The organism is Sphingobium sp. IP1, assembly GCF_002708645.1.
Lineage (GTDB): Bacteria > Pseudomonadota > Alphaproteobacteria > Sphingomonadales > Sphingomonadaceae > Sphingobium > Sphingobium yanoikuyae.
Genome location: NZ_NOIW01000241.1, coordinates 1 through 1,907, shown reverse-complemented (window position 1 = coordinate 1,907; position 1,907 = coordinate 1). Strand labels below are relative to the sequence as shown.

The following is a 1,907-nucleotide window of genomic DNA, read 5'->3' as shown; positions in this document are numbered from 1 at the left end:
GACATTCCTCCCCGGTACGGGGAGGGGGACCACTCGCGCAGCGAGTGGTGGAGGGGCACAGGCCCAATAGCGCAGCACTAATAGGCTCTTGCCCCTCCGTCAGCGCTTCGCGCTGCCCCCCCCCCGTTCCGGGGAGGAATGTCCGCACTTGGTCGAAATCAGCTGAGCGCCGCACTCAAAAATCGGCTACGGAATCGATTCCAATTCCAGCTTTACCTGATCCCGTCGGATAAAGGCCGACTTATACGTGCCGCCTTTGACGCAGACAGACGGTCGCGCAAACTTCGCGTCGCATCGCGCGCTGGACTGGCCGCACTGACACCGACTTGAAGGGCCAGTGCGGCGTCCAGGGGTCAGTTCGCCTTGCGGCGGCGCGCAGGCGCTTCGCGCTTTTCAGCGGCGGCAGAGACCGCCCCGTCATCACCCTTGCTCCTGCCCGACTTGGGACGCAGGCCCAGGCCGATCTTGTGCGCCATCTGCCGGCGCTGATCGAGATAGCTGGGCGCGGCCATCGGATAATCGATCGGCAGCCCCCACTTGGCGCGATACTCTTCCGGGCTCATCTGATATTTGGCGCGCAAATGGCGCTTGAGCGTCTTCAGCTTCTTGCCGTCTTCCAGACAGACGATGAAATCATGCTGGATCGATTCCTCGATCGGCACGGCCGGTTCACGACGCGCCGCCTCGACTGCGGCCATCGGCACGGCGCCGGTCGTCGCCAGGCTCGACAGGGCGGAATGCACGCTCAGGATCATGTCACACAGGTCATGGGTTCCAACGGGACTGTTGGAAACATTGGCCGAGACGATGCTCGCCGTCAGACCAACCAGGGAGTCTTTTTCAACACTTGCATTTGTCATGTCCGGATTTCTATCCTCGCCAAGCCCGACCAGCATTCGCCATCATTGGAATATCGTTTCCTCGTTAAATTGACAACAGTTTCGTTAAAACGATATTAATTTGAAAATCATTCGCAAACTATCGATCCTCGATAACTATAAATTGTATACATTTTACATCATTCCTAAAATAACGATCATATCATAATATCTTTATTCACATCATATCGCGGCCATCCGGCGAGCAATGCCGCCAGCCAGGACCGCTCAATGCTATGGAAAGAGCCCATTCCTGTCGCATTGGCCGTCGCCCTGATGCTTTCGCACCCCATTGAACGTGCCGGCATGGACGCGACCGCCCGCTGGAAGGGTCAACATCCGTCGACAGCAGCATCCACCAGGCACAATAGGATCGCCGCCGCAGCCAAGGCAGGCCGCCCTGGTCGATATCGCACAGCCACCATAAGCCAAAGTGCCGCCACCCTCTCAGGACCGAAAGCCTGTGCCTTAAGGCAGCGGTTCAGCGCCGCTTAAGCAAGATCGACTTCGCACTTCACGGATCACCGCATTAGCCGAACGCCTCGACCATCGCCTATCCTCTCCCCTGACAATGCCCAGCGCTTCCGGCGGCTGGGACTGATTGGCCATTTTTACATCTGTAATAATCAAGCCTATTCGTCAATGAATCGCTTGTTGATTGCCTGCGAATGTGCCACGAACGATCATGTTCCGACGTAGCGCGGACTTCGAATTCTCATTACACATCTGTATTCAATATGTTTCTTTCCAAGCGCAGGTGCAGCTGCGAGATGGAGCATCCCGGAGATTTTGAGAGCATTGACGCAGATGAAGTCTCCGGGATGGTTTAGGCAATTCCGATAAATTACATATCAACATCATGATTGCTGACATTCGTTTCACTTCGTAAACAATCGATTAAACAGAACAGAAGAATCAAGCTCCAACGGGTCGCACCGCATATCGATTGCTGGTGCCATGCCATCTCCGGCATGGCGCCGGCAATCGTCATGGAGAACGTTCCTTGACCCGCTTTTTTCCGCCCCCTAC

2 protein-coding genes are annotated in these 1,907 nt (G+C 55.9%); both read right to left on the bottom strand.

The genetic code is table 11. The features are described from left to right. Positions 1-353 precede the first annotated feature (353 nt). Complete coding sequence (locus CG471_RS29715; protein WP_099234655.1) at positions 354-860, bottom strand: MucR family transcriptional regulator; 507 nt, start codon at positions 858-860, stop codon at positions 354-356. Between the two features lie 862 nt (positions 861-1,722). After that, on the bottom strand, positions 1,723-1,907 hold a 185-nt coding region (locus CG471_RS30925), incomplete at its 5' end, for a hypothetical protein (RefSeq protein ID WP_218964307.1).